This window comes from Polaribacter reichenbachii (assembly GCF_001975665.1).
Classification (GTDB): Bacteria; Bacteroidota; Bacteroidia; order Flavobacteriales; family Flavobacteriaceae; genus Polaribacter; species Polaribacter reichenbachii.
In genome coordinates, this window is record NZ_CP019419.1 from 585,804 (window position 1) to 610,046 (window position 24,243).

Genomic DNA, 24,243 nt, shown 5'->3' on the forward strand with positions numbered 1-24,243 from the left:
ACTACTTAATTAGCAGGTGCTGTAGAAGAATAGTTAATTTTAAGAGCATTTACATCTCTTAATTTTAATCTAATATCTATAATTGTACCTACATTAGATTCTTTATCCGCTTTTATTGAAGTTGTCATAAAAGGATGCATAGCTTCTGCTAATTTATCTCTTTTACTAAAAATAAAAGCAGGTACTTGCTCTGCAGTAGAAATTTTATCATTTAACTGAATCTTGTTATAACCAACACCATCTCTATTAGGATCTTTAGATTTACCAACATAGATAGTACTTACCAAACTTTTATCTTCTAACTTTTTAATTTCAGTAGCACTTGGTAATCTTGGATTTTCAATTACTAGATTCGTTTCTCTCATAGTAGTAGTTACCATGAAAAAGAATAATAACATAAAAACGATATCTGGTAATGCTGCTGTATTTACAGCAGGAATCCCTTTCTTCTTTTTTCTAAATTTAGACATAGTTTTGTTTTAAATTTAAATTAATTATGAGGTTGGCTCAGCATCAGAAATAATTTGAGGATAAGCAGTTTTAATTGCTTCTACCTTTTTTCTTAATGCATCAACTTGATTCAAACCTTCTGAACTCTTTTTAGCATCTTTAAAAGATTCTTCTAATTCGTCGAAAGTAATTCCATAACGTTGTTTAGATAATCTATTTCTTAATTCGCTATAAGCTCTTAATAACTCATTTTGAACCTCAATATAAGTTCCATAACCTGTACCTCTATCACTTTGAACAGAAATAATGGCTTTGTTAGGATGATCTGAAGAAGAATCGCTTCTTTCACCTTGGCAATAGTCACATGCTTTACCAGGAGAACCATCTTCACCAGGTTTTCCAATTCCTCCACCATTGTCAATAAACTTAACAGCGGCGTCTTTAATATCTTTAATTTCCATACGTTCTCCTTCTACAAGAAGTTCGTTATTTCTATTAATATTTACCTCAAAGATATTTTTCTCTTTAATTACTGGCGGAACATAATCTGCTGGTGGTTTTTCTGATAACTTCTTAGAGACACCTGAATCTACGTTCATTGTTGTGGTTACTAAGAAGAAAATTAACAACAGAAACGCAATGTCTGCCATAGAACCTGCATTAATTTCTGGATTTTCTCTTCTTGCCATAAATTATGATTTAACTAATCCTTTTAATAAATCCCAAATAAAGAATCCACCTGCGATTACACCTAATATAACACTATACCAAATTCCAGTACCTACCCAATGATTGGTAGAAGAACCTTCTTCACCACCAGGTAAAACACCTATTCCATTTGCATCATAAACTGCGTTGCTATCTGATAAGAAATATGCAATAACTAAAAGAACAGCTAATACAGCTAAACCACCTAAGGTTTTCTTTAAGTTCTCTGGATTTCTTACTAAACTAACCAAAGAAAGAACTACTGTAATTATTACACCTGCTAAAAACAACCAGGTAGAATAATAGATAAGTGGACTAACAACGCTGTTAGCAACATCTACATTTGTTTCAATAACTTCAGCATCTTCCATAAATATTCTTATGAAAAGGATACCTCCAATTATAGCAATTGCAGCAATGAAAATACTTAAAATTTTATTACTTTTCATATTGAATATTATTTTTTATACTTTACTAATAAATCTACCAAAGAGATAGAAGCGTCTTCCATATTATTTACAATACTATCGATTTTTGCAACGATGTAATTATAAAAAATTTGAAGAATAATAGCCACAATTAAACCAAATACTGTTGTTAATAAGGCTACTTTAATACCACCTGCAACTACTGCTGGAGAAATATCATTTGCTACAGCAATATCGTTAAATGCTCCAATCATACCAATTACAGTACCCATGAAACCTAACATTGGTGCTAATGCTATAAATAAAGAAATCCAAGAAACGTTTTTCTCTAATTGCCCCATTTGAACTCCACCGTAAGAAACAACAGCTTTTTCTGCTTCTTCTACACCTTCATCAACTCTATCTAAACCTTGATAAAAAATAGATGCAACAGGTCCTTTTGTATTTCTACAAACTTCTTTTGCTGCTTCTACACCACCTGAACTTAAGGCATCATCTACATTTGCTAATAATTTTTTAGTATTAGTTGTAGCCATATTTAAATAAATAATTCTTTCAATGGCAATAGCTAATCCTAAAATTAAAGCTACTAATACAATTCCCATAAATCCTGGTCCACCATCAATAAAGTTTTGCTTTAATATTTGGTGAAACGTTTGTGATTCTGTTGCTGCTTCTTGAGCAAAAGAGGATTGTACAGCTCCAAAAAACATAAATCCTGTTACAGATAAGACATTTACTACTTTTTTCATCTTAGTTATAAATTAATTTTAATAGTTAACGGGTTAAAGATATAAATTTTCATCTCAAAAACAGAAAATAAAAAGCAAATTATCTATTTTTTGCTAACATTAGGTTTATTTTCGTTTAAGAGACTGCCAAGTAACAAAAAATGTTATGCATAAAAAAATTTTTTTTACCTATTTCTTGCTTTTAACACGTTTTATTTCTAAAAAAATGGAGTTCACAAAAAACTTTGCTAAAAATTTAGTTATTCATTAGAAATTTCGCCCCTAATTGATTTTTCAAAATAGGTTGTAAACTCTTTTAATGATAAATTTTCATTTAAAAGATACATTAATTTAGCCACTGCAGATTCTGTGGTTATATCTCTACCACTTATTACACCAATTTCTTTTAGTATTAAACTGGTTTCATAATGACCTTGTACAACACTACCTCCAGAACATTGTGTTACATTAACAATTCTTATATTTTTTGAGATGGCTTTTTTTAATAATTCTAAAAACCAAAGTTCGTTTGGTGCATTCCCTGCTCCATAAGTTTCTATAATTATTCCTTTTAAATCATCAATATTTAAAATACTCTGCACAACTTTTTTTGTAATACCTGGAAACAGTTTTAAAATAACAATGCCATTCACCAATTCCTTTCTAACCACAAGCTCCTTTTCTTTTGCTGATGGTTTGCTAATATAATATTGATTAAAATTCAAATTAACACCACTTTCTGCCAAAGGCGGATAATTCATAGAGGTAAATGCTTCAAACTGCTCTGCATTGATTTTTGTAGTTCTATTTGCTCTGTAAAGCTTGTATTCAAAATACAAACAAACTTCAGTAATAATTGGTTTATTGTTTTTTTGACAACAAGCAATTTCTATAGAGGTAATTAAATTTTCTTTAGCATCTGTTCGTAAATCACCAATTGGTAGTTGAGATCCTGTAAAAATAATAGGTTTTTGCAAGTTTTCTAACATAAAACTTATCGCAGAAGATATATAAGACATCGTATCTGAACCTGTAAGAATTACAAAACCATCAAACTTTTTGTAATTATCTTCTATAGTTTCTGCAATTTCTCTATAATATAAGGTGTTCATATTAGAAGAATCCATAGGTTCATCAAAAGAAATTGTTTCTATATTACAATTTAATTGTTGCAATTCTGGAATTTTTTCTACTATCTGACTAAAATCAAAAGCCTTTAAAGCATTTGTATTATAATCTTTAATCATACCAATGGTACCTCCTGTATAAACAATTAAAATGTTTGGTTTATTTGCCATATTGACATCTATTCTTAATGAATTCTTAATTTTATCGATTAAATCTATGCCAATAAAAGTTCTTTTCTCTAAAATTTAGATTGGAATAATTTATGTTGTAAATTTATCAAACAAAAATGATATAAATTTTTAAAACATAATAAAATTATGATGCAGTTCTATATATTAATTGGTGTAATCTCTTTAGTGAGTTGGCTTGTTAGCAATCAATTAAAACAAAAATTTAAAAAATACTCTCAAATTACTTTAAGAAACGGAATGAGTGGTGCAGAGATTGCCACAAAAATGTTAGCTGATAATGGTATTTTTGATGTAAAAGTAATTTCTACTCCTGGTAGATTAACAGATCATTATAATCCAAAAGACAAAACTGTTAACTTAAGTGAAGCCGTTTACAACCAAAGAAATGCTGCAGCTGCAGCTGTTGCTGCTCATGAAGTTGGGCACGCAGTGCAACACGCAAAAGCTTATCAATGGTTATCTTTAAGATCTCAATTGGTACCTGTAGTTAGTATTTCTTCTAAATTTTCTCAATGGATGGTAATTGGAGGTTTAATTTTAGGTGCTGCTTCTGGCAACTCTGGTATAGGTTTTTATGTAGCTGTTGCTGGTTTAGCTTTAATGGCAATTGCAACTGTTTTTAGTTTTGTTACTTTACCTGTAGAATATGATGCAAGTAATAGAGCTTTAGCTTGGTTAAGAAACAAAAATATGGTTTCGCAACAGGAATTAGCTGGTGCAACAGATGCATTGAAATGGGCTGCTAGAACTTATTTAGTTGCTGCTTTAGGTTCTTTAGCTATGCTTTTATATTGGGGAATGCAAGTTCTGGGTGGCAGAGATTAACTACATTTTACAAAATATATTAAATATAAAGCTTCGATTTTTTCGAAGCTTTTTTTATGCAGGAAACTTTTTATTGATTTTATGCGTCTTGTTTAAATAGAAAAAGAAATCTGTTTATCGGAATTTTAACCCAGTTCATCAGAATTGCATTTTAAAACTGTAACAAATCAAGCAATTTTACAGTGTTAATTAAAAATAACAGTTTATAAAAGTTCGAGTTTAACAAGTTTCAACCAACAGCTCAATTAATATTTAGAAGAGCAATTTAAAAAATCAACCTTATGAAAGCTTTAAAAATTACCATCTTTTTTTTCTTCGGAATTTTAACCACCTTTTCACAACACAAAATCTCTGGTAAAATTGTTGATGAACAAAATCAACCTCTACCATTTGCAAACATCGTTTTATATAAAACTGGTGAAGATGCAAAACCTAATGGAACGGTTTCTTATGATGATGGAACCTATATTTTTGATAAAATAACTGCTGGAAATTATAAAATGGAAATTTCGATGCTGGGTTTTACAACTCAAAAAATAGAAGCTTTTGATTTAAATGCAGATAAAATACTTAACATCACTTTAAAAGAAGAAACACAAACCTTAAACGAAGTTGTAGTAAAAAGTAAAAGACCTATTATTAAACAAACTGCAGAAAAACTAATTGTAGATTTAGAAAAATCTGAAATGATTAACACCAACTTACAAGATGTTATGCGAAAAGTACCTGGTGTTTTGGTTACAAACAACGGAATATCTATTGCAGGTAATAGCGGTGTTCGAATATTAATCAACGGAAAAACTACAGAATATATGGATGTTGAAACCTTATTAAGAGATTTTCCTGCAGATAATATTGCTAAAATTGAAGTTGTAGAACAACCTGGTGCAGAATACCAAGCTTCTGGTTCTGGAGCAATCATTAATATTATTTTAAAGAAAAATGTAAAATTAGGTACGCATGGAAGTGTAAATACTTGGATTGGTGAAGACGAAGGTTTTGAATGGGGTTCTGGTTTTTCTATTGCTAGCTATAAAAACAAATTAAACTGGCAAGCCAATGCTGGTTATTCTCAACCAACTTGGAGAGACGATTTATTCTTAGTAAGAACTGTTGGCGATGAAACTTACGATCAAGTTACCAGAGAACCTTACGATCCTGATAATTTTAGAATTGGTGGTAGCTTAGATTATTACATAAATGATAAACATTCTATAGGTATTGGAGCTAGAATTAATACAAGAAACTCAACCAGAATAGCAGCAAGCGAAACCATTATTTCTGATGTAAATACTACAAATACTTTATTTTCTGAAAATAGTTTTGATAGAGAAAGAAAGAACTTTAACATCAACCCTTATTACGAATACAAAACGGATACAGACAAATTAGTTATCGATTTTAATTATGTAGATTTCTCTAATGACAACACTAATACTTTATCTGATGTTGCAGGCAGTACAATTGATTTTACAGATAGAAAATATATTCAAGATGGTACCTATTCTATAAAAACATATAGAGCAGATTATTCAAAAACATTTTCTGATAATTTAAAAATTAGTGCTGGTACTCGTTTTGCTGATGTAAAAACCGACAACGATTTGCAGTCTTTTTCGCAAAACACAAATGGTAATTTTGATAAAGATGATGAAGAAAGTAGTCGTTTTGTAATTGATGAAACAATTTTTGCCTTGTATTCTAAAATTAATGCTACTTCTGGTAAATGGTCTTTTTCTGGTGGATTACGTTATGAGGATAGTAATACAGATGGAACATCAACATTTTTACAAAACGGAATTTTAACATCCGAAGTAAAAAAACGACCAATTAAAAAAGTTTTTCCAAGTGCATCTATCAGCAGAAAATTTAATGATATTTTAGGTGCTAGTTTATCTTATAGTTACAGAATTCAAAGACCTTCTTACAGCAGCTTAAACTCTTTTGCTACTTATTTAGATCCATATTCTGCAGGCGAAGGAAATCCTAATTTAACACCTGCTTACACAAATAATTATCAATTTAACTTAACTTACGAAGGACAACCATTTTTTACAATAGGGTATAGTAAAACAGACGATGTACTTTTTCAATTAATAAAACAAGACAACGAAACTGCACAGATAAGACAGCAAGATGTAAATGTAGAAAATAATGCCAACTGGAATTTTAGATTATTTGCACCAGTAAACTTTACAAAAGGTTTAGAAGGTTACACAGGTGTTATTGTTACCAACACAGATTACCAATCTTCTACTTATGGTGTAGATTTAAACAAATGGAATTTAATTTGGTTTCTACAAGCTAGTTACCAATTACCTGCGGATATTAATTTTGAATTGAGTGGAAATTACGGAACAGGAGCTTTAGAAGGACAAATTGAAGCAGATTGGTTTGCTGAATTAGATTTTTCTTTTGGTAAAAAGTTTTTAGATGATAAATTAAAAGTAAATCTTGGTTTTAGTAAAATGTTAAATAGAGGTTTTAACGGAACTATAGATTATGGAAATGGAACTGCCTCAGTAGAAAGTAATGGTTCTAGACAAAATATTCAGTTAAGATTTGTTTATAGTTTCGGTTCTAAATTTGGTAAGAAAAAAGCAAGCAGAAATAGAAATACAGACGAAGAAGACAGAATTAACGATAGTAATTAATATCTTCGTTTTACTATGAATACGAAATTAAATAAATCTGATTGGGTAATTCTTGCCTTAATTTACGGAGTTACTATTCTCTTAGGCTGTATAGATTATTATAAAGAAGGGAATAAGTTAATTGAATATTTAATAGATTTTCCATCAACAGCCTTTTTATCAACGGTATTAATATTGGTATTTATTCAAAAAATTGTACCTACATTTTTAGTTCATAAAAAAGCTTATTTACAATTTTTTATCATTAGTTTAATATTGTTAACTGTTGTTGGTACTTTAGAAAATTTGATTGGTAGATTAACTTCAGGAGGATCTTTGAGCACCATTTCTAATTATTTTACTTATTTGCAAAATGGTTTGTACAATGCTACTGATATGGTTGGTTTTCCTTTAGGTGTTTTACTGATGAAAAAATTTTATGAAGGTCAACAAGATTTATTAGAAGTTCAAAAACAACAAAAAGAAAATGAATTAAAATTATTGCGCTCTCAAATAGATCCTCATTTTTTATTCAATAATTTAAATACGTTAGACTCTTTAATTGATACAAATCCTATTAAAGCTAAAGAATATATTAATCGCTTGTCTTTAATTTACAGATATTTAATTAAAACTAAAGATGCAGAAGTTATGGAACTTGCAAATGAAATTGAATTTGCAAAAAATTATATCTTTTTAATACAAACAAGATTTGCTGATGATTATGAGTTTAAAATTGAAGAAAATATTTCTTTAGTTGATAAATTTATACCTACAGGTTCTTTATTAACATTATTAGAAAATGTAGTTAAACACAATAAATCTGATGGAACAAGTGCTATTAAAACCACAATAACAATCAATAAAGGTTGGCTGATTATTACCAACTCTAAATCGAAAATAAAATCAACTAATGAATCTTTTGGGACAGGTTTAGACAATTTAAAAGCACGATATAAATTACTTTCGGATGAAAAAATTCAAATTCATAATATGGATGCTAAGTTCGAAGTTTTTATTCCGATAATAACTTTAAGTGAATAATACTGTCTGTTTGAGCGCAGTCGAGAGGTTTTATTTCGTTTTCAACTGCACTCAATCTGACAATAATTAAGTTAACTATGAAAATTTTAATTTTAGAAGACGAAATTCCTGCATATCAAAAACTAACAAAATGTTTAGATGCTTTTTTTGATGTAAAAATTTCTCAAGATTGGGCACGTTCTATTATTGATGGCAAAAAATTATTAGCAGAAAATTCGTACGATTTTATTTTATCTGATATTCAATTGTTAGATGGTTTGTCTTTTGATTTGTTTAATTCCGTTAAAATTGAAACTCCTATTATTTTCTGTTCTGCTCACGATGATTATTTATTTCAAGCTTTTAACACCAATGGAATTGCATACATTTTAAAACCTTATTCGCAAAATGATTTTAACAAAGCCATTTTAAAATACCAAGCTTTGTTTAAAAAAGGAGATTATAACACTTTAAACAATCATACAATTGATGCTTTAAAATCTGCTTTACAAGAAGAAAATACTACTTATAAAAAACGATTTGTAATTAAAAAAGCAACCGGAATTCAATTATTAAACACTATTGATATTGCTTTAATTACAGCTTCTGGCGATTTTTGTTTGGTAAATGACAAAGACGGAAAACGACATACAATTTCTCAGAATTTAGGTTCAATTCATCAGCAGTTAAATCCTAAAAAGTTCTTTAAAATTAACAGAAGCGAAATTGTAAATATCGATTTTATAGAAAATATAGAAAGTCATTTTAAAAACCGATTACTGATTTCTATGAAAAACCATAAAGAAAAAGTAATGACGAGTTCTTCTACCACTTCTGATTTTAGAAAGTGGTTAGAAAATTAGCTTTGGAAAAAGCCAGCAAACAAGTCTAGCCCTGATTGAAATGGCATCCTTTTTATGTCAGTTCGAGTAAATTTTGAGGAACGAAAAATTTGTATCGAGAACAAAGAAAAAGATATAATGGAAAGCAGGAAATAGCTACAAATAAAAAAACCTTCTTAATTACTTAGGAAGGTTTTTTTATAATTTAAAACACACTATTAGTTATATATTCTTTTTAACTGGAAACAAACCAAATGTTAATCCAAATCCTACAGCAGTAAACATTCCTGTAAAAAAATCTAAAACATCGTTTTCTAATTTGCTAATTGTCATTAAAGCAACACAAATTAATAAAATAATACCCCCTAGAATTCTATAATGGATTTTTCTCAAAACTTAATCATTTAACTTTAAAACAGCCATAAATGCTTCTTGTGGAATTTCTACATTACCAACCTGACGCATTCTTTTCTTTCCTTTTTTCTGCTTTTCTAATAACTTACGTTTTCTAGAAATATCTCCACCATAACACTTTGCAGTAACATCTTTACGCAACGCTTTGGTAGTTTCACGCGCTATAATTTTTGCTCCAATTGCTGCCTGTATAGGAATATCAAATTGTTGACGAGGAATTAAAGTTTTTAATTTTTCGACAATTTTTTTACCAATAGAATATGCATTATCTGCGTGTAATAATGCAGAAAGTGCATCAACTGGCTGTGCATTTAATAAAATATCTACTCTTACTAATTTCGATTCTTTCATACCAATTGGATGATAATCGAAAGATGCATAACCTTTAGAAACGGTTTTTAAACGATCGTAAAAATCGAAAACAATTTCTGCCAAAGGCATTTCGAAAATTAACTCAACTCTTTGTGTTGTTAAATAGGTTTGGTTTACAATTTGTCCACGTTTTTCGATACACAAACTCATTACTTGACCAACAAAATCTGATTTTGTAATAATAGAAGCTTTAATAAAAGGCTCCTCTACTCTATCTAATCTAGAAGGATCTGGTAAATCTGTTGGGTTATTCAACATAATTAACTCATCTGGTTCCTTTTTTGTGTAAGCGTGATAAGAAACGTTAGGTACAGTTGTAATCACTGTCATATTAAACTCACGCTCTAAACGTTCTTGAATAATTTCCATATGTAACATTCCTAAGAATCCACAACGAAATCCAAAACCTAAAGCTGCAGAACTTTCTGGTTGAAATACCAAAGAAGCATCATTTAATTGCAGTTTTTCCATAGAATAACGCAACTCTTCATAATCTTCTGTATCTACAGGATAAATACCTGCAAAAACCATTGGTTTTACGTCTTCAAAACCATCAATAATTTCTGTTGTTGGTTTGTGAGCGTCTGTAATTGTATCTCCAACTTTTACTTCTTTTGCAGTTTTAATACCTGTAATTAAATACCCAACATCACCAGTTTTTACAGATTTTTTTACAACTTGTTCTAGTTTTAAAGTACCAACTTCATCTGCAAAATAATTTTTACCTGTAGCCATGAATTTTATTTCTTGGCCTTTTTTGATTTCTCCATTTATCACTCTAAAATAAGTCTCAATTCCTCTATAAGAATTGTAAACCGAATCGAAAATTAAGGCTTGTAATGGTGCATCTGGATCTCCTTTTGGAGCAGGAATTCTATCTATAATTGCAGCTAAAATATTATCAACTCCAAAACCTGTTTTACCACTTGCATGGATTACTTCTTCTGGATCGCAACCTAATAAATCTACAATATCGTCTGTTACTTCTTCTGGATTTGCAGAAGGTAAATCTACTTTATTTAAAACCGGAATTATCTCTAAATCGTTCTCTAAAGCTAAGTATAAGTTAGAAATTGTTTGTGCTTGTATACTTTGTGCAGCATCTACAATTAACAAAGCACCTTCACAGGCTGCAATAGATCTAGAAACTTCGTAAGAAAAATCTACGTGACCTGGAGTATCAATTAAATTTAAAATAAATGGCTCTCCATTATGAACATAATCCATTTGAATGGCGTGCGATTTTATGGTAATTCCACGTTCTCGCTCTAAGTCCATATTATCTAATAACTGATTCTGTTTTTCACGTTCTGTTACAGAGCCAGTATAATCTAACAATCTATCTGCTAATGTACTTTTACCATGATCTATATGTGCGATTATGCAAAAGTTTCTAATGTTCTTCATACTTCGTTTTCTAACTACTTTCAACTGACAAAGATATGTTATTTACACACCTTGTCAAATAAAAAAAGCACAATGAAACCATTGTACTTTTACAACTATTTTTAGGTTAGATTAATAATCTCTATCTAACTCTGCAATTGCAACTTTAAACTCCTCCCAGTTTATGGTTTCGTCACCAGACTTATCATAACCTTTTAACATTTCTCCTGCTACAATACCTCTTAAAAACCCAGAAACTCCAGCATCTTTTAGCAACTCTTTAATTTCTGATTTATTTAAAGCTCCATCTTGGTCTTTATCATAATTTTGAAAAGCTGCTTCTGGATTTGTGAATTTTTCGGTCATTAACGAATGAATATCTTTTAATATGTTTTCTTTTGCGCCCATAATTTTTAAAATTTGTGTTTATAAAAAATTTAGTCTTGCCATTCTGCAATAAACAAGTTGGTATCTCTACCACCTCCGTTATTTCTATTTGATGAAAAAGCTAGTTTTTTTCCATCGTTAGAAAACACAGGAAAAGCATCAAAAGTTTCTCCATGTGTAACTCTTTCTAGATTTTTACCATCAATATCAATTAAATATAAATTGAAAGGAAAACCTTTTTCTGCTTCAAAGTTTGATGAAAATAAAATCTTTTTTCCTGAAGGATGAAAAAACGGACTCCAATTGGCATTTCCTAAATCTGTTAATTGACGTAATTCTGAACCGTCTGCATTACAGATATACAACTCCATTTCTGTTGGTTCTACTAAACCTTCTGCTAATAAATCTTTGTAAGCTTTAATTTCTTCTTGAGTTTTTGGTCTAGAAGAACGGAAGATAATTTTAGTTCCATCAGGAGAGAAAAAAGCACCTCCATCATACCCCAATTCGTCAGTAATTTGTTTTACATCAGAACCATCTATATTCATTGTGTACAATTCTAAATCGCCACTTCTGGTTGATGTAAATACAATTTTATCTCCTTTAGGTGATACTGTAGGCTCTGCATCATACCCTTTTTCATTGGTCAACTGTTTTACAATATTTCCTTCTAAATCTGCCACAAAAATGTCGAAACTATCATAAACAGGCCAAATATACTTGCCGTTTTTACGTAATGGAACTTCGGGGCAATTATCATCGACCAAATGTGTAGATGCATAAATAATATGTTTGTTATCTGGCAAAAAATACGCACAAGTTGTACGTCCTTTTCCAGTAGAAATCATTGGTGGCATTTTATCTTTAAAATTCTCATCAGCATTCATTAAAAACATTTGATCACAGCCAACATTCCAATTTTTATAGTTGGATTGAAATACCAATTGCTTATCATCAAAACTCCAATAAGCTTCAGCATTATCGCCACCAAAAGTAACTTGTCTTATACTTTTAAAATGTGTTTCTTCTGGATAAATTAAAGAGTCTTTTACAACTTCTTTTGTCGATTTTTCTGCGTTTGGTTTTTTATCGTTTTTGCAAGAAAACAGCAAAGACACTAATACTAGTAAAGAAAGAATTCTCATTTTCTTATTTATTAATTAACTTTGCTAAAATAATATTATCATTATGAAAAACGTTGTATTTTTTATCTTTTTGAGCATTTTAGTTTCTTGTAAACCAGAAATTAATCAACAAAACCGAATTAAAGAAGATGTAACTTTTTTAGCTTCGGATGCTTTAGAAGGAAGACAAACAGGAACTGAAGGTGAAAAAAAAGCAGCCGAATATATTTCTAAACGTTTTTCAGAATTAGGCTTACAAGAAAAAGGAACACAAAAATACTTACAGCCTTTTACCTTTAAGCCAAAAACCAATCCGCATGACGAAGTAAAATTTAATGTAAATGGTGATGGAACTATTACAGGAAATAATGTAATTGGTTTTCTAGATAATAAGGCAGAAAACACAGTAATTATAGGCGCTCATTACGATCATTTGGGTTTTGGTGGAGAAGGTTCTTTGTATAGAGATTCTATAAAAGCCATACACAATGGTGCAGATGATAACGCTTCTGGAATAGCTGTTTTATTGAATTTAGCTGCAAAACTAAAAGCAAAAAACACTAATAATAATTTTCTTTTTATGGCATTTTCTGGTGAAGAAATGGGCTTATTGGGCTCAAATTATTTTGTAAAAAATCCAACAATAGACACCAAAAAAGTATCTTATATGATTAATATGGATATGGTTGGACGTATGAAAAAAGATTCCTCTTTAGCAGTTTATGGCACAGGAACTTCGCCAATTTTTAAACAAACATTAAAATCTCATAATGATAATTTTAAATTAATTCAGCAAGAATCTGGAGTTGGACCAAGTGATCATACAAGTTTTTATTTGACTGATATTCCTGTTTTACACTTTTTTACTGGGCAACATGAAGATTATCATAAACCAGGTGATGATTCTGAAAAACTGAATTATGAAGGTATGCATTTAATTTCTGATTATATTTTCAATATCATTTCTGATTTAGATGATAATGGAAAACTTACCTTTAGAAAAACCAAAAACGAAAGCGAAAGTACACCACGTTTTAAAGTTGGTTTAGGCGTAATTCCAGATTATTTATTTGATGGAAAAGGAATGCGAATTGATGGTGTTTCTGAAGATAAACCTGCACAAAAAGCCGGACTTAAAAAAGGCGATATTGTCATAAAACTAGGCGATAGTACAGTTACAAATATGATGAGTTATATGCGAGCTTTATCTATCTTTGAAAAAGGAAGCACTACTAAAGTTGTCGTTAAAAGAGGTGATAAGGAAGTTGAGAAAATAATTCAATTTTAATTTAGAAACTCTAAATTTGCAGCATGATTAAAATAGACAACATAGAATTACCCGATTTTCCTTTATTGTTAGCACCAATGGAAGATGTTTCAGACCCACCTTTTAGAGCATTGTGCAAAGAAAATGGTGCAGATGTTGTGTACACAGAGTTTATCTCTTCTGAAGGATTAATTAGAGATGCAGCTAAAAGTGTTATCAAATTAGATATTTACGAAAAAGAAAGACCTGTAGGAATTCAGATTTTTGGTGCAAATTTAGATTCAATGTTAAAAACCATTGAAATTGTAGAGAAATCGAATCCAGATATTATTGACATCAATTTTGGTTGTCCTGTTAAAAAAGTAGTATCCAAAGGTGCAGGAGCTGGAATTTTAAAAGATATAGACTTAATGGTTTCGCTTACAGAAGCTATGGTTAAACACACCAATTTACCAATTACAGTAAAAACACGTTTGGGCTGGGATCACGATTCTATACGAATTGTAGAAGTTGCAGAGCGCTTACAAGATGTTGGCTGTAAGGCAATTTCAATTCACGGAAGAACAAGAGCACAAATGTATAAGGGTGATGCTGACTGGAAACCTATTGCCCAAGTAAAAAACAACCCAAGAATGCATATTCCTGTTTTTGGAAATGGAGATGTTACATCACCAGAAAGAGCAATGGAAATGCGAGATAAATATGGTTTAGATGGCTGTATGATTGGTAGAGCTTCTATTGGTTATCCTTGGTTTTTTAACGAAATAAAACACTTTTTTAAAACTGGCGAATATTTACCTAAACCTACAATTGGTGAACGTACAGAAATGGCAAGGCGTCATTTACAAATGGCTATTGATTGGAAAGGTGAACGTTTAGGAGTTGTAGAAACTAGAAGACACTATACCAACTATTTTAAAGGGATTCCGCATTTTAAAGAATACAGAACTAAGATGGTTACTTCAGATGACCCTAGAGATGTTTTTAATGCGTTTAATGAAGTAGAAGAGAAATTCGGGAATACTATTATTCCAGAAATTAGATAAGTTACTTCTCTACAAATTCTTTAGATATTCTACTACTTGCAATTTTAGCGGCTATAAACCCAAGTGTTGTAATTGTAAAAATTACTATTAAAAGGTTAGAAAACCTAAATTCTACAGGATAAGCTAAGTTTTCTGTTATCATAAATAAGCCAAACTTTAATTGTATAAAAACAGCTATTACACCTATTAATAATCCTAAAATCATTCCTGTAATAGTTAATAAAAAACCTTGTAAAACAAATATTCGTTTTATCTCTTTTATGGTTGTTCCTAAATTAAATAAGGTTTTCAAGTTTTGTTTTTTATCAATAATCATCATTATTATTGCACCAATTACGTTAAATAACGCAATGATTACTATCAATGTAAAAATTAGATAAGACACAAAATTCTCTGTATTTATCACTTTATAAAAAACTTCATTTAACTGTTCTTTGGTTTGTACTTTAAAAGAATCTCCTAATTTTTGTTGAAGCTCTTCTGCAAATTCATCTGCCAATAAATTATCTGTTAGTTTTAATTCAATTGCAGTAACTTGATTTTCTTTAAACCTTAAAAGTCGTTTTGCTTCTTCTAAATTTACAAATACAAATTTACTTTCAAAATCTTCTGTACCTGTATATAACCCTACAATCTGAACATTGGTTTTGTAAAATGCATTGGTAGGATTTATAAAACCTGTACCTGGTTTTGGTATCATTATAGATAAAGGTTCTCCAAAACTTCTTACACCTAAAGATAACTTTGCAGCTATAGTTCTACCAATAACTGCGGTTTTTAGATATTCATTTTCTAACCAATTACCAACACTTAAAGACGAATCTATATTTGTAATTTGTGCATAATTCTCTTCTACACCTTTTATATAAGCAATTTCATTCTTATCCTTATATTCCAAAAAAACACGTTCTTCAATAATTTTAGAACTTGCTTTTATTGCTGTATTATTATCTAAAACTTGCTGAATAGCATCATCAATAAAAAAAGATTTACCCTTTACAACAGAAATTTTTATATCAGGATCTGAAGCATCTAGCAAACTATAACTAAAAGTTCGCAAACCAGAAAAACCAGATAAAATTATAAATAAGGCCAAAGAGCCTACTATTACACCAAAAGACGCAATAATTGTAATAATGTTAATGGCATTATTACTCGTTTTTGTAAATAAATATCTTTTAGCTATGTATAGAGAAAAATTCAATGAAGTATATTGAATTTATATTTTTTTACGTCTAGGTAAAACATCCGGATTTTTAATCGGGTTTTCATCTTCGCCCTTTAAAGATTTATCAATCTCTTCTAAATAATCTAAAGTATCATCAGCAAAAAACAATAATTCTGGCATTCTTCTTAATTGATTTTTAGTTCTTTTTGCCATTTCATGACGAATAAAAAAGGTATTTGATTGTATTCCTTTTACAATTTCGTCTCTTTTTTCTGATGGAAAAATACTTAAATACACCTTAGCAACTCCTAAATCTGAAGTTACATGTACTTTAGACACAGATATAATAACACCCTTCATTCCATCTTGTGCAGCTTTCTGCAATACATCTACCAAATCTTTTTGCAGAACTCCTGCAATCTTTCTTTGTCTGTTTGTTTCTTCCATATCGCAAATTTACGATATTTTTATGGAGTGTATATCTTATTTTTAATAGCATACATCACTAAACCCACTCTGTTTTTTACATTTAGTTTTATAAATAAGCAATTTCTATAGCCATCAATTGTTTTGGGGCTTAAACACATTCTATCTGCAATTTCTTTGTAGGTTAATTCAGTACAAGCTAATTTTAAAAATATTACCTCTTTTTCTTTTAGAACTATTTCTTCTTCTGCATTACCAGAAATAGATTTCATTAATAAATTAGTTACATTTTTAGAATGATAAAAGCCATTTTCGGCAATTTCTATCAATGCTTTTTCTAAAACAGCTTTTTCTGTATCTTTAAGTAAATAACCAATTGCGCCTGCTTTAAGCATTTTTAGAACAGTTTTATCATCATCTTCGACAGACAACGCCATTACGTTAACTTCTGAATGATTTTTATGTATCCATTCTGTTGTTTCAATACCATTTAAAATTGGCATATTAATATCCATTAAAACTATATCTGGTATATTTTCTGATGAACTTGTGAATTGTTCAACTAATTCTTGTCCGTTTTTACAGGTGTACAACACTTCAAATTTCTCAAAAGTATTAACCATTGTTTGTATGGCTTGCGATAATAATGTGTGGTCATCTACAACAACTACCGAATATTTTGTCATAATTTATAATTAATTTCCAAGGTTGTTCCTTTATTTTTTTCTGATTTAAACACGGCTTCAGCACCAATTAAATGCGCTCTATTTTTAATATTTATCAACCCTATACCATCTTTTTTCCCTTCGGATGAAAAACCAACTCCATTATCTTTTGCTGTTATTAATAAATTACTTTGTAAATAATCTAAAGTTACTTTTAACTCAGAAGCTCTAGAATGTTTTATAGTATTTGAAAAAAATTCTTGTAAAATTCTAAAAATGATAATGGTAGATTTTTTGTCAATCTCTTTTTCATTTCCTTTAATTTCTAAAGTAGATGCTATAAAATTTAAACGATTAAAGCGATTTATTTCTAATTGAATCGCTTCTTTAAGCTCTATATTCTTAATTGCTTCAGGGTTAATCAATTTTGATAAAGATCGTACTTCTGTTAATCCTTGAGAGATGGTTTTAGTTACTTCTGCTATATTTTCTTCAGTAGCATTTTGCAACTGTATTTTTGCCAAAGTTAGTAATTGACCTATATTATCATGCAACTCCCAGCTAATGTTTCTTAGGGTTTCTTCTCTAATTTCTATTTGAGTTTCTGCAATTTCTCTTTCAAAACGTTTTTTGTCTTCTTCTTGTTTTTCTAATAAAAATGTTTTTTTCTTTTGAAAAACCGTAAACAATATTATCAGTGCTACTACAATAAATAGTATTATTAATGATGATATTATAAGTACTATATTTCCTTCTTGCATCTAATTAATCCATATATAAAACACAAATTAAGTAAAATAATTATGGAATAGAGTAATTCATCACCAAAATCCGCTTTAAAAAATTTAAAATAAACAATTGTGAAAAATGGAATTGTAGTTAAATAAAAAATTAAATAACCAACAGAAACCCAAAAGGGTAATAATTTTTTATAATTTAAAACTTTATCAGACATCAATAACTCGTTAAAATAAATGATAACAAAAACACTATTTATTAAAGCTTCGAAGGGTACTGAATATGATTGCAATTCTTTTAAAAAAAAACTAATAAAATAGAGTATATTAAAAATAATTACTAATATTTTAATGGTATTTAAATTTCTTTTATTAGTTATTAAATGATAATATATTAAAGCAAAAATATTAAACTCAAAAAAAGTATAAATATTAAATAACCATAAATTTTTTGTACTAAAAATATAAGTACCAATTAAATTGAATATTACACCAGTAAATAAAAAAAGGACAAAAAACTTATAAAAGGAATAACCTTTGAATTTATTGTAAAAAAAAACAGATAAAATTAAAGTTAAATATTCAAAATATTTATAAATATCAGCAAGTTCAAAAGACATTATTAATCAGTTTTAGGATCGATAGAACCTCTATTAAGAGCAGAACTATCATCATCTTCTTGCATAAATCTAAAAGATAAAATTGAGGCTCTATTCACTTTTTTTGTAGATTCACCGGCATATTTATGTAAAACACTTTGCATAGATACAGGTTTACCTTTTGTTGATTTTAATGGTTCGTAAGCAACGTTTTTATCATCACCAATATTTGTTGTAGGCATTAAAATAAAAGAAACCCTATTTTGATAAGCTTCTATTTTATAATCTGAAGGATATGCTGCTGTAAAAATTTTAACACCAGTTAATTTAATATCTTTCTCTCTAGATATTTTTTCTATATAAGCAATATATTGTTTAAGTTCATCAATACTAAAAAATTCAGAAACAGTAGCTACAGTATCCTTTCCTTTAGATTTTTGTGTAATATACTTATCTAATAATATTTTTTGTCCATTATCATATTCATTAAACATACTTGCCATTTCTTTATAAGTAATAGCTTGGCTTGGTCTTTTATTATTAGAGTAACAAGATAGATCTTCTTTATCTGGATTTGACTTTTCTGCGTTACAGGAAACTATTAAAAGTGTAAATACAAATAAGAAACATAATTTTATAATTGGAGATTTCATTTTATATAAATTAAAGTTATTAATGTGAAAATATACTATATTTTTTAGAGGTAGACATCAATAGATATAAAAAAAGGGGTTTTTCCTCAAGTATTATCAATGTTTTCACTCTTTACTACTATCTTTAATTAGATGATATTTGAAGTGTTATATTTACTTAGGTAAATATGTTTCGTAAAAGGGGAAATTGCTAAAAAAACATCTTTAATTAAAGATGTTTTTTTTATGACAAATAATAAAATAAAAAAAGCCTTGAAACTATTCTGTTTCAAGGCTTTTTTAAAATTGTACTTTAAGTAATTAATCGGCTAAAATTATAGCTTTATTATCATTTAATTCTAATGTACCAGAATTAATAGCTAATGTTAAAATTTTATCATCTGCTTCGTCTGGAATTAATTTACCATGCAAATCATCTAACTCTAAATTAATTTGAGAGTGAATATGAATATAAATAGTTCCTTCTTTTAAAACAGAAACTATTGGTGCGTGATTATTTAACATTTGAAACTCGCCATTTAAACCAGGAACTGATAAAGAATCAACTTCTGATGAAAATAAAATAGCTTCTGGTGTAACAATTTCTAAAAACATATTTCTTTAGTTTTTAGTTTTTAGTTTTTAATCTTTAGATAAATACGAGTTGCTAAAAATCTTAAACTTAAAACTTAATTTATGCCTCCGCTAACATTTTTTCTCCAGCATCAATTGCATCTTGAATTGATCCTCTTAAGTTAAATGCTGCTTCAGGATATTTATCTAACTCACCATCCATAATCATATTAAATCCTTTAATAGTGTCTTTAATATCAACTAAAACTCCTGGTATACCAGTAAATTGTTCAGCTACGTGAAAAGGTTGAGATAAGAAACGTTGTACACGTCTAGCTCTGTGAACTACTAATTTATCTTCTTCAGATAATTCTTCCATACCTAAAATTGCGATGATATCTTGTAATTCTTTATAACGTTGTAAAATTTCTTTTACTCTTTGTGCACAGTCATAGTGTTCATCACCTAAAATATCAGCAGTTAAAATTCTTGAAGTAGAATCTAAAGGATCTACTGCAGGATAAATACCTAACTCAGCAATTTTACGAGATAATACTGTTGTAGCATCTAAGTGAGCAAATGTTGTTGCTGGTGCTGGATCTGTTAAATCATCTGCAGGTACATAAACCGCTTGTACAGATGTAATAGAACCTTTTTTAGTAGATGTAATACGCTCTTGCATTGCCCCCATTTCAGTTGCTAATGTTGGTTGGTAACCTACTGCAGAAGGCATACGACCTAATAATGCAGAAACCTCAGAACCTGCTTGTGTAAACCTAAAGATATTATCTACGAAGAAAAGTACATCTTTACCTTGTGCTTCTCCTGCCCCATCTCTAAAGTATTCTGCAATTGTTAAACCAGATAATGCAACACGTGCACGTGCTCCAGGTGGTTCATTCATTTGACCAAAAACAAATGTTGCTTTAGAATCTTTCATTCCAGATTTATCAACTTTAGATAAATCCCATCCTCCTTCTTCCATAGAATGCATAAAATCATCACCATATTTGATAATTCCAGATTCTAACATCTCTCTTAGTAAATCATTTCCTTCACGAGTTCTTTCTCCAACTCCTGCAAACACAGATAAACCACCATGTCCTTTTGCAATGTTGTTAATTAACTCTTGAATTAATACAGTTTTACCTACTCCTGCACCACCAAATAATCCAATTTTACCACCTTTTGCGTAAGGCTCAATTAAATCGATTACTTTAATACCTGTAAATAAAACTTCTGTAGATACAGATAAGTCTTCAAATTTAGGTGCAGCTCTATGTATTGGCAATCCATTATTACCATCTTTACTTAAGTTACCTAAGCCATCAATTGCATCTCCAGTAACATTAAATAAACGACCATAAATATCGTTTCCTATTGGCATTTGAATTGGACTTCCAGTAGCTACTACTTCAGCTCCTCTTTGTAATCCATCAGTAGCATCCATAGAAATAGTTCTAACAGTATCCTCACCAATATGTTGTTGAACTTCTAAAACTAAAATAGAGCCATCAGCTTTTTTAATTTCTAATGAGTCATAAATTTTTGGAAGCTCATTGCTTTCAGTATTGAACTCAACATCAATAACTGGCCCAATAATTTGAGAAACTTTACCTGTTGTTGTAGACATTTTTGTATCTAATTAAATTATTATTATTTTATATAGGATTTACCCTCTCTTTTTCAAGGCGCAAAGTTACTTTTTTGATTGCAATTAAAAAAGTTTTTTTAACTAAAAAAGCCTCATCAATTTGATGAGGCTTTAATATTATTGTATTAGAAGATTAGTTCTTAACTTTAACTTCTACTCTTCTATTATTAGCTCTACCTTTTCTAGTACTATTAGAATCTACTGGATTGTCTTCACCAAATCCTTTAGCAGTTAATCTAGATTCGTTAATTCCTTTTTTAACAAAATAATTTTTAACAGCATTTGCTCTTTTGTCTGATAACATTAAGTTGTAAGCTGCAGTACCTGTACTATCTGCATAACCATTGATATCAAATTCAGCTTTTTCGAATTCATTCATAACTCCAATCATACCATCTAATTGTTTAGTAACTCCTGATTTAAAACTAGCTCTGTTTGTGTTAAACAAAATTGCTTTAAAAGTACCTTCACCAATTAATTCTTTGTAAGATTTAGGTGGAGCAGGACAACCTGAGTTAGAAGCAACACCAGCTTCATTTACACATTTATCATCTTTATCTAATACACCATCACCATCAGTATCTGGCCAAGGACATCCGTTATTAGCAGCAGGACCTGCAACATTAGGACATTTATCATTTTCACCTACAACACCATCTCCATCAGCATCAGGACAACCTTTATTTGCTTTTGTTCCTTTAGCATTAGGACACATATCATCTTTATCAGCAACACCATCACCATCAGCATCAGGACAACCATTCATTGCAGCTAAACCTGGCGTGTTAGGACAAGCATCATCAGAATCTTTTACACCATCACCATCAGCATCAGGACAACCATTGAATTCTTCTAAACCAGCAACTTCTGGACAAGCATCATTTTTATCATACACACCATCACCATCAGTATCAGTTCCACCAAACTTAACAATTACACTTATTGAATTTTGGTAGTGAGATCTTACGTTTTTAGCAAAACCTAATTTACTTCCGTGTTGAAAGTTAAGACCTAAGTTATTGTTGAACCAAACATTAAAACCTAAAGCTCCATGCCCCATTAATTCAGAAGTATCATTGTAACCACTATCAACAAAATCTCCTCCTAAACCAACATAAGGATCAAACCAACCTGTATCACCAAATAAGTTATTTAAGTCATATTTTGCCATAGCACCAATAGACCATAAAAGGTAATCAGAGTCATCTTCTTCAAGGTGATACTTAATTTTATTTAAAGAACCAGCTAATTGTATACTAAATCCTTTCCCTATATACTTATCTGCTGCAATTCTAGAGATTGAAGGTAAAATATTCCAATCCTTGTTACTTAACATATCATTAAACTGACTACTAAAATCAGTACCATGATACATATCAACTGAATTCACACCAAAACTAACAGCCCAAGGGTTGTTTTCATCTTGTGCGTTAATGTTGCTAACCATAACTAACGCAAATAAAGCTATCACAGCTATTTTTAATCGTTTCATTTTCAAGTTTTTAAATTAAAAGTTCTTTATTTTTATACGCAAAAGTAAGTTGTTAAAACTTATTTACAAAGACAAATCTACAAAATATTAATAAAACAGCAAGTATTTATCAGTTCTAAATAACTTTTAATTCCTTACCTACCTTAGTAAAAGCAGAAATAGCTTTATTTAAATGATGAACAGTATGAGCCGCTGAAAGCTGAACTCTTATTCTTGCTTTTTCCTTTGGAACTACTGGAAAAAAGAAACCAATTACATAAATTCCTTCTTTTAATAATTTATTAGCCATAACTTGAGAAAGCTTTGCATCATATAACATAACTGGCACAATTGCTGAGTCTGCTCCTACTAAATCAAAACCTACTTTTTCCATTTCTGTTCTAAAATAATTGGTGTTCCATTCAAGTTTATCTCTTAAAGAAGTGTCATTAGAAATTAAATCGAATACTTTTAAGCTAGCACCTACAATTGCAGGAGCTAAAGAATTAGAAAATAAATAAGGGCGTGATCTTTGGCGTAGAATTTCAATAATTTCTTTTTTTCCGGTTGTATAGCCTCCCATTGCTCCTCCTAAAGCTTTACCTAAAGTTCCAGTAACAATATCAACTCTATCCATTACATTTTTTAACTCGACAGTTCCTCTACCTGTTTTACCTATAAAACCTGTTGCATGGCATTCATCAACCATAACCAAAGCATCGTACTTATCTGCTAAATCACAAATTTCATCTAATTTCGCCACTATTCCATCCATTGAGAAAACTCCATCTGTAACAATAATCTTAAAACGATGATTTTGCTTATTAGCTTCAATTAACTGCTCTTCTAGAGAATTCATATCATTATTATTGTAACGATACCTAGCTGCTTTACACAAACGAACTCCATCTATAATAGAAGCGTGATTTAAACTATCAGAAATAATTGCATCTTCTTTTGTTAATAATGGCTCAAAAACACCTCCATTCGCATCAAAAGCTGCTGCATATAAAATTGTATCTTCTGTTGTGTAGAAATCTGCAACTTTTTGTTCTAATTGTTTGTGAATATCTTGTGTACCACAAATAAAACGCACTGAAGACATCCCAAAACCGTGAGTATCCATAGTATTTTTTGCAGCCTGAATAACCTCTGGATGATTTGATAACCCCAAATAATTATTGGCACAAAAATTAATAACCTCTTCTCCTGTAGAAATTTTAATAACTGCATCTTGAGAAGATGTGATTATTCTTTCTGACTTATATAAACCTTCGTCTTTTATATTTTGAAGCTCAAAACTTAAAGTATCTTTAATTTTTCCGTACATTTATTATGAATTTAACAAACACAAAGATACAAA

The 24,243-nt window shown here is 29.8% G+C and carries 24 protein-coding genes; 6 read left to right on the plus strand and 18 right to left on the minus strand.

What is annotated here, in order from left to right:
* Nucleotides 1–5 precede the first annotated feature (5 nt).
* The 5 genes from BW723_RS02575 to BW723_RS02595 form a co-directional block, all read right to left on the minus strand.
* Complete coding sequence (locus BW723_RS02575) at nt 6–470, minus strand: ExbD/TolR family protein (RefSeq protein WP_068362736.1); 465 nt, start codon at nt 468–470, stop codon at nt 6–8.
* 24 nt (nt 471–494) lie between these two features.
* A complete protein-coding gene (locus tag BW723_RS02580; RefSeq protein WP_068362733.1) occupies nt 495–1,139 on the minus strand; it encodes an ExbD/TolR family protein in 645 nt (214 codons plus the stop codon).
* A gap of 3 nt (nt 1,140–1,142) precedes the next feature.
* Nucleotides 1,143–1,607, minus strand: a complete 465-nt coding sequence (locus BW723_RS02585) for a hypothetical protein (protein ID WP_175335419.1) — start codon at nt 1,605–1,607, stop codon at nt 1,143–1,145.
* A gap of 8 nt (nt 1,608–1,615) precedes the next feature.
* Complete coding sequence (locus BW723_RS02590) at nt 1,616–2,338, minus strand: MotA/TolQ/ExbB proton channel family protein (RefSeq protein ID WP_068362727.1); 723 nt, start codon at nt 2,336–2,338, stop codon at nt 1,616–1,618.
* A gap of 239 nt (nt 2,339–2,577) precedes the next feature.
* Nucleotides 2,578–3,615: an asparaginase gene (locus tag BW723_RS02595; RefSeq protein WP_068362724.1), complete on the minus strand. Its 1,038-nt coding sequence runs from the start codon at nt 3,613–3,615 to the stop codon at nt 2,578–2,580.
* Between the two features lie 147 nt (nt 3,616–3,762).
* On the opposite strand from BW723_RS02595, the gene BW723_RS02600 reads away from it, so the two are divergent.
* From BW723_RS02600 to BW723_RS02615, 4 genes are all read left to right on the plus strand, one after another.
* Nucleotides 3,763–4,461, plus strand: coding sequence for a zinc metallopeptidase (locus BW723_RS02600; RefSeq protein WP_068362721.1), 699 nt, complete (start codon nt 3,763–3,765; stop codon nt 4,459–4,461).
* Between the two features lie 281 nt (nt 4,462–4,742).
* Nucleotides 4,743–7,115, plus strand: a complete 2,373-nt coding sequence (locus BW723_RS02605; protein WP_068362718.1) for a TonB-dependent receptor — start codon at nt 4,743–4,745, stop codon at nt 7,113–7,115.
* A 15-nt stretch (nt 7,116–7,130) separates the two neighbouring features.
* Nucleotides 7,131–8,138, plus strand: coding sequence for a sensor histidine kinase (locus tag BW723_RS02610; protein WP_068362714.1), 1,008 nt, complete (start codon nt 7,131–7,133; stop codon nt 8,136–8,138).
* Nucleotides 8,139–8,215: 77 nt separating this feature from the next.
* Nucleotides 8,216–8,980, plus strand: coding sequence for a LytR/AlgR family response regulator transcription factor (locus BW723_RS02615; protein WP_068362711.1), 765 nt, complete (start codon nt 8,216–8,218; stop codon nt 8,978–8,980).
* A 201-nt stretch (nt 8,981–9,181) separates the two neighbouring features.
* Here the strand turns inward: BW723_RS02615 and BW723_RS17670 are convergent, their stop codons facing one another.
* The 4 genes from BW723_RS17670 to BW723_RS02630 form a co-directional block, all read right to left on the minus strand.
* Nucleotides 9,182–9,352, minus strand: a complete 171-nt coding sequence (locus BW723_RS17670; protein WP_157578329.1) for a hypothetical protein — start codon at nt 9,350–9,352, stop codon at nt 9,182–9,184.
* A 3-nt stretch (nt 9,353–9,355) separates the two neighbouring features.
* Entirely contained in the window at nt 9,356–11,152 is a 1,797-nt protein-coding gene (gene lepA, locus BW723_RS02620) for a translation elongation factor 4 (protein ID WP_068362708.1), read from the minus strand.
* 111 nt (nt 11,153–11,263) lie between these two features.
* On the minus strand, nt 11,264–11,539 hold the full coding sequence (locus BW723_RS02625; protein ID WP_068362705.1) for an EF-hand domain-containing protein: 276 nt from the start codon (nt 11,537–11,539) through the stop codon (nt 11,264–11,266).
* Between the two features lie 29 nt (nt 11,540–11,568).
* A complete protein-coding gene (locus tag BW723_RS02630; protein ID WP_068362702.1) occupies nt 11,569–12,663 on the minus strand; it encodes a TolB family protein in 1,095 nt (364 codons plus the stop codon).
* 43 nt (nt 12,664–12,706) lie between these two features.
* On the opposite strand from BW723_RS02630, the gene BW723_RS02635 reads away from it, so the two are divergent.
* Nucleotides 12,707–13,930, plus strand: coding sequence for a M28 family peptidase (locus BW723_RS02635; RefSeq protein ID WP_068362695.1), 1,224 nt, complete (start codon nt 12,707–12,709; stop codon nt 13,928–13,930).
* Between the two features lie 23 nt (nt 13,931–13,953).
* Nucleotides 13,954–14,955, plus strand: a complete 1,002-nt coding sequence (dusB, locus tag BW723_RS02640; RefSeq protein ID WP_068362692.1) for a tRNA dihydrouridine synthase DusB — start codon at nt 13,954–13,956, stop codon at nt 14,953–14,955.
* Between the two features lies 1 nt (nt 14,956).
* On the opposite strand, the gene BW723_RS02645 is transcribed toward dusB, so the two are convergent.
* From BW723_RS02645 to kbl, 9 genes are all read right to left on the minus strand, one after another.
* Nucleotides 14,957–16,159, minus strand: coding sequence for an ABC transporter permease (locus tag BW723_RS02645; protein WP_068362690.1), 1,203 nt, complete (start codon nt 16,157–16,159; stop codon nt 14,957–14,959).
* A 15-nt stretch (nt 16,160–16,174) separates the two neighbouring features.
* A complete protein-coding gene (gene rbfA, locus BW723_RS02650; RefSeq protein WP_068362689.1) occupies nt 16,175–16,570 on the minus strand; it encodes a 30S ribosome-binding factor RbfA in 396 nt (131 codons plus the stop codon).
* A 20-nt stretch (nt 16,571–16,590) separates the two neighbouring features.
* Nucleotides 16,591–17,235 carry a response regulator transcription factor gene (locus BW723_RS02655; protein ID WP_068362688.1) on the minus strand — a complete coding sequence of 215 codons (645 nt, stop codon included), beginning with the start codon at nt 17,233–17,235 and terminating at the stop codon, nt 16,591–16,593.
* Nucleotides 17,232–17,975 carry a sensor histidine kinase gene (locus tag BW723_RS02660; RefSeq protein WP_068362685.1) on the minus strand — a complete coding sequence of 248 codons (744 nt, stop codon included), beginning with the start codon at nt 17,973–17,975 and terminating at the stop codon, nt 17,232–17,234. Before BW723_RS02660 ends, BW723_RS02655 begins: the two co-directional genes overlap by 4 nt.
* A 598-nt stretch (nt 17,976–18,573) precedes the next feature.
* Nucleotides 18,574–19,203 carry a hypothetical protein gene (locus BW723_RS02670; RefSeq protein WP_068362679.1) on the minus strand — a complete coding sequence of 210 codons (630 nt, stop codon included), beginning with the start codon at nt 19,201–19,203 and terminating at the stop codon, nt 18,574–18,576.
* 300 nt (nt 19,204–19,503) lie between these two features.
* A complete protein-coding gene (locus tag BW723_RS02675; protein ID WP_068362674.1) occupies nt 19,504–19,797 on the minus strand; it encodes a FoF1 ATP synthase subunit delta/epsilon in 294 nt (97 codons plus the stop codon).
* A gap of 79 nt (nt 19,798–19,876) precedes the next feature.
* On the minus strand, nt 19,877–21,388 hold the full coding sequence (gene atpD, locus BW723_RS02680) for a F0F1 ATP synthase subunit beta (RefSeq protein ID WP_068362669.1): 1,512 nt from the start codon (nt 21,386–21,388) through the stop codon (nt 19,877–19,879).
* A 154-nt stretch (nt 21,389–21,542) separates the two neighbouring features.
* Nucleotides 21,543–22,901, minus strand: a complete 1,359-nt coding sequence (locus BW723_RS02685; protein ID WP_068363602.1) for an OmpA family protein — start codon at nt 22,899–22,901, stop codon at nt 21,543–21,545.
* A gap of 115 nt (nt 22,902–23,016) precedes the next feature.
* Nucleotides 23,017–24,210, minus strand: a complete 1,194-nt coding sequence (gene kbl, locus BW723_RS02690; protein WP_068362667.1) for a glycine C-acetyltransferase — start codon at nt 24,208–24,210, stop codon at nt 23,017–23,019.
* Between the last annotated feature and the right edge of the window lie 33 nt (nt 24,211–24,243).

Excerpts from the sequence above, each read along its gene's own strand:
- BW723_RS02625 (WP_068362705.1), bottom strand. The coding sequence starts at position 11,539 with ATGGGCGCAAAAGAAAACATATTAAAAGATATTCATTCGTTAATGACC.
- BW723_RS02615 (WP_068362711.1), top strand. The coding sequence starts at position 8,216 with ATGAAAATTTTAATTTTAGAAGACGAAATTCCTGCATATCAAAAACTA.
- BW723_RS02630 (WP_068362702.1), bottom strand. The coding sequence starts at position 12,663 with ATGAGAATTCTTTCTTTACTAGTATTAGTGTCTTTGCTGTTTTCTTGC.
- BW723_RS02590 (WP_068362727.1), bottom strand. The coding sequence starts at position 2,338 with ATGAAAAAAGTAGTAAATGTCTTATCTGTAACAGGATTTATGTTTTTT.
- BW723_RS02635 (WP_068362695.1), top strand. The coding sequence starts at position 12,707 with ATGAAAAACGTTGTATTTTTTATCTTTTTGAGCATTTTAGTTTCTTGT.
- BW723_RS02600 (WP_068362721.1), top strand. The coding sequence starts at position 3,763 with ATGATGCAGTTCTATATATTAATTGGTGTAATCTCTTTAGTGAGTTGG.
- BW723_RS02655 (WP_068362688.1), bottom strand. The coding sequence starts at position 17,235 with ATGACAAAATATTCGGTAGTTGTTGTAGATGACCACACATTATTATCG.
- dusB (WP_068362692.1), top strand. The coding sequence starts at position 13,954 with ATGATTAAAATAGACAACATAGAATTACCCGATTTTCCTTTATTGTTA.
- rbfA (WP_068362689.1), bottom strand. The coding sequence starts at position 16,570 with ATGGAAGAAACAAACAGACAAAGAAAGATTGCAGGAGTTCTGCAAAAA.
- BW723_RS02675 (WP_068362674.1), bottom strand. The coding sequence starts at position 19,797 with ATGTTTTTAGAAATTGTTACACCAGAAGCTATTTTATTTTCATCAGAA.
- BW723_RS02685 (WP_068363602.1), bottom strand. The coding sequence starts at position 22,901 with ATGAAACGATTAAAAATAGCTGTGATAGCTTTATTTGCGTTAGTTATG.
- lepA (WP_068362708.1), bottom strand. The coding sequence starts at position 11,152 with ATGAAGAACATTAGAAACTTTTGCATAATCGCACATATAGATCATGGT.
- BW723_RS02575 (WP_068362736.1), bottom strand. The coding sequence starts at position 470 with ATGTCTAAATTTAGAAAAAAGAAGAAAGGGATTCCTGCTGTAAATACA.
- BW723_RS02670 (WP_068362679.1), bottom strand. The coding sequence starts at position 19,203 with ATGAAATCTCCAATTATAAAATTATGTTTCTTATTTGTATTTACACTT.
- BW723_RS02585 (WP_175335419.1), bottom strand. The coding sequence starts at position 1,607 with ATGAAAAGTAATAAAATTTTAAGTATTTTCATTGCTGCAATTGCTATA.
- BW723_RS02610 (WP_068362714.1), top strand. The coding sequence starts at position 7,131 with ATGAATACGAAATTAAATAAATCTGATTGGGTAATTCTTGCCTTAATT.
- atpD (WP_068362669.1), bottom strand. The coding sequence starts at position 21,388 with ATGTCTACAACAACAGGTAAAGTTTCTCAAATTATTGGGCCAGTTATT.
- BW723_RS02660 (WP_068362685.1), bottom strand. The coding sequence starts at position 17,975 with ATGCAAGAAGGAAATATAGTACTTATAATATCATCATTAATAATACTA.
- BW723_RS02595 (WP_068362724.1), bottom strand. The coding sequence starts at position 3,615 with ATGGCAAATAAACCAAACATTTTAATTGTTTATACAGGAGGTACCATT.
- kbl (WP_068362667.1), bottom strand. The coding sequence starts at position 24,210 with ATGTACGGAAAAATTAAAGATACTTTAAGTTTTGAGCTTCAAAATATA.
- BW723_RS02580 (WP_068362733.1), bottom strand. The coding sequence starts at position 1,139 with ATGGCAAGAAGAGAAAATCCAGAAATTAATGCAGGTTCTATGGCAGAC.
- BW723_RS02605 (WP_068362718.1), top strand. The coding sequence starts at position 4,743 with ATGAAAGCTTTAAAAATTACCATCTTTTTTTTCTTCGGAATTTTAACC.